The following is a 7,419-nucleotide window of genomic DNA, read 5'->3' as shown; positions in this document are numbered from 1 at the left end:
GACCACGCATCCGCGCCCGCGTCATCAAACGCGCGATCTCCAAATACCGCGCCGCCACCCGCACCCCCGACCGCCGCACCCGCGACGCCACCATCAACATCCAGATCCACAACTTGACCCCCGAAGCAGACACCTAACCGAACGGCGTTGGGGTTAACCCCTCAAACGTCGCGGGCAGGGTGGCGGGGGCAGGCGCGGGTCAGGCGGCGGTGCGGACCGTGGCGAGGGCGTTGCTCCAGGAGATGACCTGGTCGAGGGTGGTGGTAACGGCGGCCTCGTGGTAGTCGGCGGGGGCGAACTCGCTGAAGTTCTTGAAGTCCGTCATCAGCGACAGGGCGACCTGGGAGCGCACGGTGGCGACCTTGAGCTCGCCCATCACCAGGCGCAGGTGCTCGACCGCGCGGGTGCCGCCGACGGAGCCGTAGCTGACGAAGCCGGCCGCCTTGTCGTTCCATTCCGCGAAGAGGAAGTCGATGGCGTTCTTCAGCGCGCCGGAGGTGGAGTGGTTGTACTCGGGGGTGACGAAGACGTACCCGTCGAAGGAGCCGATCTTCTCGGCCCAGGCGAGCGTGTGCGGCTGCGAGTACTGCCCGGCGGCGGGCGGAATCGCCTCGTCCAGGTGCGGCAGCTTGTACTCCGCGATGTCGACGAGCTCGAACTCGGCGTCGCTGCGCTGCTTGGCGATATCCAGCACCCACTTGGCCACGGCCTCGCCGTTGCGGCCGGGCCGGGTGCTGCCGAGGATGATCGCGATCTTGGGCATGTCGTTCCTTACCGAAGTGGGGGTATTTTGGTGATGCATCACCAAAAGTAGCAGATTAAGATGACGCGTCAACCTAAGTGGTCTCAGCAGTCGGATTTGGGGAGATCCGCGATGACGCGGTCGAGCATCTTGGTGAGCTGCTCCTGCTCCTCGCGAGTCAGCTTCTCCAGGAAGTGGGTACGGACCGCGTCGACGTGATCCGGAGCGGCGGCCGCGATCGCCGCCCGGCCGGCCTCGGTCAGCCGGACCATCGAGCCACGCGCGTCGGACTCGCATTCCTCGCGGACCACCAGCCCGCGCTTCTCCATCCGGCTGACCTGGTGCGACAGTCGACTGCGCTCCCAGCCGACCACCCGGCCGAGATCGCGCGTCCGCAGGACCCCGGACTCGGCGCTGGACAGCGGGTGAAGGAGGGCGTAGTCCGCTCCGGACAAACCGGAGTTGCGAACCAAGCGCGCTTCCAGCGTGGTGGTCAACTCACGGTAGGCGTCACGGTACGACTGCCATAGATGCGCTTCTCGCGCATCCAGCCATCGCGTCTCCGTCATCCACCCATCTTACGTGCAGCTGTTGACATGTCACCGAGCCTCGCCCGGCCGCGCGCCGAGGGCCTGCAGATAGAACCCCTTCCAGTCCCCCGCCGGCGGCCTCGGCAGTGACCGCTCGAGGGCCAGCAGACCATGCATCAAGGCCCAGAACCGCAACGCCTCGGACTCACCGGCCGCCGCGAGGAACGCCCCGACCCGGGCAATGGCGTCACCTCGGAGAGGCTCGTCGATGCCCAGCGCCGGCAGCGCCTGATCGAAGAGCAGGGCATAGGCCCCGGGATTGGCCAGAGCGAAACGCCGGTACGCCGCCGCCAGTCCGAGCGCCGCGCTCCCGTCGACCGGCCGCGAGCGCTCAAGTACGGCGTACAGGCTGTCCGCGGCCTGCTCGTAGACGGCATTCATCAGGCCGCTGCGCCCGCCGAACTTGGTGTAGACGCACATCGTGGACCGCCCGGCCGCCTCGACCACGCGGCGAACGGTCAGTCCCTCGACCCCGTCGGTCGACAGGACCTCGGCAGCGCCGGCCAGCAGGCGCTCCCGGATGTCTGGTTGATCGGTGGTGCGAGCCATCTGCTTCCACTCCGGAGGACACAACTGGGTCACGGCCCTTGTGATCCCCGGACCGCCACGCTCACTATAACAACTGTTATCCAATAACAGCTGTTATCCAAATCTGGAGGCGTGTGATGACGTTGTCGACGTTGTACCGATCGGCCGCTGTGGCAGGACTGACCAGCGGCGCGGTCCTGCTGGTCAACACGGCCAAGCGGGCAGAGGTGATCCCAGCCACCGCGGCGACCCAGCTGCTCGCGCCACTCGCCCAGGTGCTGGCACTGGGTCTGGTGGTGGCTCTGTTCGCCCGGACCGGTCGGCGGGCCGGCGCGTTCGGCGCGGTTGCCTTCGGGCTCAACTTCGCCGCGATCGCCTTGCTCGTCGGTGTGGAGTTCGTCCTCAACCTCGTCTTCCCCCACGTCGACGACGCCACCGTCGATTCACTCCGCGCGGGGCCGCTAGGCGTTGCGCTGACGGTGAGCTCGATCCTCTTCCTCGTCAGCACGACCGTGTTCGCGGCCTCGTTGTGGCGTCGCGAGGGGCCGCCGCGCCCGGCTCTGCTCCTGTACGCCGTCGGCGCGGTGCCCGTCTCGCTTCGCGCCGCGGTGCCGGAGGCTGCTCTGCAAGGAGGACTCCTGCTCCTCGCGGTCGCGGTCGGCTGGCTGTCGGTGTGGCTCTGGTCGAGTTCGCGGGAACCGCTGCCGGCCTGATCGGCAGCGGCCGCGCTACGGGGTACGTGAAAGCGCGACCGCCAGGCCGACGGTGCCGGCCATGACGAGGAGTTCGACCGCGGCGAGGCGCCAGAAAGCGGCTGGTTCGTTGGCGGCCAGGGCCGGCAGGGTCACCTGACGGTGCCGCCAACCGATCCAGACGAGTACTACGAACGCGACCGCCTTGGCGAAGACCAGGGCGCCGTACCCCGTGGTCACCCATTGGGTGATGAGACCGAAGCCGTCCTCGCGCCCGCCGAGGTGGATCTCGGCGGCGAGCAGCCCGGTGAGTCCGATCGCCACCGCGCAGACGAGGGCGAGGCGGCTGAACCTCTCCACCGCAGCCGCCTGCTCGCGGCCGTACCGGATCAGCGAGCCGAGCCCACCGATCCAAGCAGTCGCGCAGGACACGTGCACGATAAGTGAGGTAGTGGCAAGTACCGACCAGAACGCCGTCCGCTCGATCGCACCATGCCCGGTCAACAACGGACCGGTGAGGGCGGCAGCGGTCAGCACCAACGCAACCCGAGCAGTCGCAACCGTGCGCGCCCCCGAGAGGATCACTGCAAGCACGGCGGTCAGTACGACGGCGACCGCGAGAGCCCTTACCTGGCTGAGAGATCCCGCATCCCCTGCTCGCGAACCCAACTGAGTCAGCGGTACCCCGAGGATCACCGAGGCAGTGACCAGCAACCCACCGATACTCGCGACCGCCCAGACCCCGGCCGCAACTGCGGCGTCCTGACAGGCCCGGAGGCTTTGCCCTGAGAGCTTCCCATCTGTTGCCGGAAGCAACCAAGCGGCGGCCAGCACGGCACCACCGGTGGCGATGACGGACAGATCGCCGAGCAGCCGTAGTACCGGGACGGCCCACGACACCGAGATGCCGGCTCCGGTCAGGCCCGCCGGGAGCGGCTTCGGAGCACCACCCGCGGCGAGGAGAGCCACCACCAGTACGACGAAACCCGCGGCGACAACGCCCAGCCCGAGGACCTTGCCCGAGACCCGAGGCGCCGCCGTTTCGACTGTCATCGAGGTGCCGGGCGGCGACGGACGATCACTACGGCCAGCGCGACGACGACCAGCATCACCAGCACCATCGCGACGATCACCACCAGGTTGGAACTGCTGCTCGCCGTCGGCGGTGTCGCCGCGACCGGTACGGCTGGATGACCCGCGTGGGTGATCGTGAAGCTGCCGTAGACGGTGATCGGGTGGCCGTCGGCCGAGACGATCCGGGCGTCGACGGTGTACCTGCCGACGTCGACGAGTCCGTCGACCGGTTGACGGATGGTGTTGTCGATCGACGTAAGCCTGCCGGTGGAGACGTTCGTGCCCTTCGGCGAGACGACCTGGACCTCGGCGCCGGCGGTGCCGACCGGTTCGCTGAAGGTCAGCACCACCTCGGTCGGCGGCGCGGCCGCGGTCGAGCCGTCGGCCGGCGTCATCGATTCGAGTTTGGCGTGCGCCGCCGCCGTCCCGGTGGAGACCACCAGGACGAGCAGCGACGCCACCAGTAGAGCGAACAAACGGCGCACGATTACGGCGTCGCCTTCCGCGTCCGTCCGGCGCGCAGACCGAGCGCCAGCCCGATCAGACCGAGCAGCAACCCTGCTCCACCGAGCACCCGGGCGAGCGAGTCGGACGAGTCGCCCTGGTTCTGCGACGTGGTGGCCGCGACGGTGGTGATCGCCGTCGTGAGCTTCAGCGCCGGGGCCGGGTGCTCCGGCTTGTCCGAGGCGTCCTTGGCGACCTGCTCCCACTTGACCACCTCGCCGTCGCTGTAGGTCTGCACGGCCGGGAAGCTGAGCGAGTCCACTCCCTCGGGCAGCTTGCCGACCGACAGCGCGAACTCGTCGAAGTCGTTCGGCGGTACGCCGCCGGCCGCGGCGGTCCAGGTGATGGTGGTGATCGCCTCGGTCAGGGTGACGTCGCCGACCTTGACCGCCTGCGGCAGCTTCTCGGTCGTCTTGACCACCTTCCAGCCGTCCTTCACCTGCGCGCCGACGTGCGCGAACGGGTGATCTTTGGGCAGCGAGACGACCAGCTTGGTCGTGCTCGCGGTCTCGGACTCGCTCGGCACCCGGAACACCAGCTTGGCGTAGCCGCCAGGCTTCGCGTCGGGCGACGACACGGTGACATGGGCAGAGGCCGAGTTGGCGGCTCCGACCAGGACGAGCGCAGTCGCGGCAGTGATCGCGGCAGCGCGCAGTACAAGTTTGTTGGGCATGACTGGGAACCCTCTCTAGGGCAACGTGTGGGGCGGGGTCAGTACAGAGCTGCGAAAGCTCCGTACTCCGGCGGCCCACGCCGCGACACGTTGGAGGTCAGCCAGCGCTGGGTGAGCTGCGGCCGCTCCGGTACGCCGGCCAGCACTGCGCGCACAACAGGCAGGGCAATCGCCAGGGCCGGGACCTGCGGAACGAGGCGCGCCAGAATCCGCAGCACCCGCTGGACCCACCGGTGCGCCTGAGTGACCAGCGCAACGCCGACCAGCAACACCGCAAGGTGCGCGGCCGACATCGTCAACGCCGAGGCAAGCCCTCCGTGCCCGCCTGCCGCCTGCTCGGTCACCACCGGCTCGGGCATCGGCATGGTCATCCCGGCCATGTCGTGCATCGAGCTGTGGACCATTGCCGCGTGGTCCATCGGTGCGGGGTCCATCGGTGCGGGTCGATGACCGGAGTCCAGGATGAGGTGAGTGGTCAGCTGGATCGCCGCGAGAACACCGATGGAGAGCCATCGGCGGGCGGTCAGGTGTTCGCCCAGGAGCCAGGCGATCGCGGCGAGGGCCAGGAGTTGCGGAACCACCGCGACCGACGCGAACCCACCGACCAGGACGTGACCGGCTACCGCCACGGCGACGCTCAGCGTCGCGACGGCGGAGGTCGCACTGGTCTCGGCACGCAACTCCGGCTCACCTTCGTCATTCGCAGTGATGGCAGCGTGACCGACGGTGGGCGGGCCGCGCTCCAGACAACTCTACGGTCGAGCGGCTCCCGTGTCCCCCTCTCAGTGTGCTGCCGCGAAACGCAGTACGGATCCGAAGAACTCCCCGGATTCCTCCAGGTGACCGAAGTGCCCGGCGTCGGCCAGTACGACGAGCTCGGAGCCCACGATCCCGTCGTGCAGCTGACGCGCCCACTTCTCGCCACAGATGAAGTCGTAGGCACCGACGATGACGAGTACCGGTACGGCGATCTCGCCCAGCCGGTCGCGGACGTCCCAGGGGGACGGCTGCCGGTTCGGGTCAATGGTGATGTCGACGAGCGGGAACCAGTCGGTCAGCCGCGGGGCGATCTCCTCGAAGTCCTTGAAGTAGACAGGGAGCAACCGGCTCAGGTTGTCGAGGTGGGCCTCCCGGTTGTCGGGCAGGTCCGAGTCCTCCTCCCAGGCCTGCTGCACCTGGGCCGCGAGCGGATCGCCGGCGGGCCTGCGCGCGACGTACGCCGCGAGCTGCCGGCCGGCCTCCTCGCCGAGCTCCTTCCCGCTGAACGCCATCCCGTCGTAGACGATGACGCCACGCAGCCGGCCGGGATAGTCCAGCGCGAACTGCACAGCGACGAACCCGCCATGCGAGTGGCCCAGGAAGAACACCCTCTCCTCACCGAGGTGCTGGGCCACCTGATCGGCGTAGTACGCGTACTTCGGCACGCTGTAGTCGCCGTCGGGCAGCAGGTCGGAACTCCCGGTGCCGACGGGCTCGATGTAGACCATCGTCAGCCGTTGCTCGAGCTCCGGCATCCGCAAGTAGTCGTAGTGGATGCCAGGGCCACCGGAGTGGACGAGACAGACCGGCCCCGAGCCGGCGACGTGGTAGCTGACCTTCACACCATCGACGATGAGTTCTGACATGAAACCAGTCTGACCGACCAGGCAACCGGCCTTGTTGATAGCCCGACCGCGCCCGTAGCGAGCTGGCAGGTACGTTGCCTCCGGCAAGTTGCTCGTCGAGGCGACTCCCTGACCGGCTCCGTCAGGGATAATGGGCCCCATGAGTTCGGGTGTTCCGGTCCTGGAGATCGGTGGAAGTCACGTGACGGCGGCGATGGTCTCGGCGGGCCTGGTGGAAAGGGTGCACCGGGCCGGGCTGGATTCGAAGGCTTCGGCCGAGTCGATCGTCGGTGAGCTGTGCGACGCGGCCAGGCAGTTGCCGTTGGCAAGCGGTCTGGCGGTGGCGCTGCCCGGTCCGTTCGACTTCGCGGCCGGCGTGGCCTGGTACAAGCTGGACAAGTTCGCCGCGCTCTACGGTCAGGATCTCGGCCGGAGTCTGCGGGAGCGGCTCGGGCTCGAGCGGATCGTGTTCATGAACGACGCGGAGGCGTTCACGATCGGCGAGTGGTTCGCGGGTGAGCTGCGCGGGCTCGACCGGTGTGTCGGCATCACGATCGGCACCGGGATCGGCTCGGCCTTCCTCGACGACGGCCGCGCGATCCGTACCGGTGACACTGTCCCGCCCGGCGGCGAGCTCTACCGCACATCGTTCGACGGCCGGCCGATCGAGGACTGCATCTCCGCCCGCGCGATCCTGCGCCGGTACGCCGACAAGCTCGGCACGCCCCCGCCGCGGAGTACCGGCGTGAAGGAGATCGCCGAGGCGGCCCGGGCCGGCGACGCCGTCGCGGAGAGCGCCTTGGTCGAGGCGTTCCAGGTGCTCGCCGACGCGCTCGCCCCCTGGCTCGCCCGCTTCGGCGCGACCCGGGTGGTGCTCGGCGGGTCGATCGCCGGCGCCTTCGACGTAGTGGCCGAGGTGTTCCCGTTCCCGGTCAGCGCGACCGCCGACGCCGAGCACTCCGCGCTGATCGGAGCAGCCCTGCACTTCGAGCGCAGTACCGGCCCTGGCTAG

Annotated in this window: 10 protein-coding genes; 2 read left to right on the top strand and 8 right to left on the bottom strand. The window is 68.7% G+C overall.

Annotated features, from left to right (window positions below):
* Nucleotides 1-199: 199 nt before the first annotated feature.
* The 3 genes from G3I17_RS38545 to G3I17_RS38535 all read right to left on the bottom strand — a co-directional run bounded on the left by G3I17_RS38545 (nucleotide 200) and on the right by G3I17_RS38535 (nucleotide 1,881).
* Nucleotides 200-763 carry an NAD(P)H-dependent oxidoreductase gene (locus G3I17_RS38545; protein WP_164604244.1) on the bottom strand — a complete coding sequence of 188 codons (564 nt, stop codon included), beginning with the start codon at nucleotides 761-763 and terminating at the stop codon, nucleotides 200-202.
* A gap of 83 nt (nucleotides 764-846) precedes the next feature.
* The gene (locus tag G3I17_RS38540; protein ID WP_164604242.1) at nucleotides 847-1,311 is read right to left on the bottom strand and encodes a MarR family winged helix-turn-helix transcriptional regulator; all 465 of its coding nucleotides are present in this window, start codon (nucleotides 1,309-1,311) and stop codon (nucleotides 847-849) included.
* A 30-nt stretch (nucleotides 1,312-1,341) separates the two neighbouring features.
* Nucleotides 1,342-1,881 carry a TetR/AcrR family transcriptional regulator gene (locus tag G3I17_RS38535; RefSeq protein WP_164604240.1) on the bottom strand — a complete coding sequence of 180 codons (540 nt, stop codon included), beginning with the start codon at nucleotides 1,879-1,881 and terminating at the stop codon, nucleotides 1,342-1,344.
* Nucleotides 1,882-1,997: 116 nt separating this feature from the next.
* On the opposite strand from G3I17_RS38535, the gene G3I17_RS38530 reads away from it, so the two are divergent.
* Nucleotides 1,998-2,573 (top strand): hypothetical protein, encoded by a 576-nt coding sequence (locus tag G3I17_RS38530; protein ID WP_164604238.1) that lies wholly within the window; start codon nucleotides 1,998-2,000, stop codon nucleotides 2,571-2,573.
* 15 nt (nucleotides 2,574-2,588) lie between these two features.
* Here G3I17_RS38530 and G3I17_RS38525 read toward each other — a convergent pair whose 3' ends face one another.
* The 5 genes from G3I17_RS38525 to G3I17_RS38505 form a co-directional block, all read right to left on the bottom strand.
* Nucleotides 2,589-3,605, bottom strand: coding sequence for a CopD family protein (locus G3I17_RS38525; RefSeq protein WP_164604237.1), 1,017 nt, complete (start codon nucleotides 3,603-3,605; stop codon nucleotides 2,589-2,591).
* On the bottom strand, nucleotides 3,602-4,111 hold the full coding sequence (locus G3I17_RS38520; RefSeq protein WP_203591336.1) for a copper resistance CopC family protein: 510 nt from the start codon (nucleotides 4,109-4,111) through the stop codon (nucleotides 3,602-3,604). The genes G3I17_RS38525 and G3I17_RS38520 overlap by 4 nt, the downstream gene beginning before the upstream one ends.
* A 2-nt stretch (nucleotides 4,112-4,113) precedes the next feature.
* Nucleotides 4,114-4,803, bottom strand: coding sequence for a YcnI family protein (locus tag G3I17_RS38515; RefSeq protein ID WP_164604235.1), 690 nt, complete (start codon nucleotides 4,801-4,803; stop codon nucleotides 4,114-4,116).
* A 38-nt stretch (nucleotides 4,804-4,841) separates the two neighbouring features.
* Entirely contained in the window at nucleotides 4,842-5,483 is a 642-nt protein-coding gene (locus tag G3I17_RS38510; protein ID WP_164604233.1) for a hypothetical protein, read from the bottom strand.
* A gap of 102 nt (nucleotides 5,484-5,585) precedes the next feature.
* On the bottom strand, nucleotides 5,586-6,428 hold the full coding sequence (locus tag G3I17_RS38505) for an alpha/beta hydrolase (protein WP_164604231.1): 843 nt from the start codon (nucleotides 6,426-6,428) through the stop codon (nucleotides 5,586-5,588).
* A 139-nt stretch (nucleotides 6,429-6,567) separates the two neighbouring features.
* On the opposite strand from G3I17_RS38505, the gene G3I17_RS38500 reads away from it, so the two are divergent.
* Nucleotides 6,568-7,419: an ROK family protein gene (locus G3I17_RS38500; RefSeq protein ID WP_164604229.1), complete on the top strand. Its 852-nt coding sequence runs from the start codon at nucleotides 6,568-6,570 to the stop codon at nucleotides 7,417-7,419.

It is taken from the genome of Streptomyces sp. SID13031, from assembly GCF_010548305.1.
Lineage (GTDB): Bacteria > Actinomycetota > Actinomycetes > Propionibacteriales > Kribbellaceae > Kribbella.
Note: the sequence above shows the minus strand (reverse complement) of the source record. Positions and strands in the feature narration are given on the sequence as shown.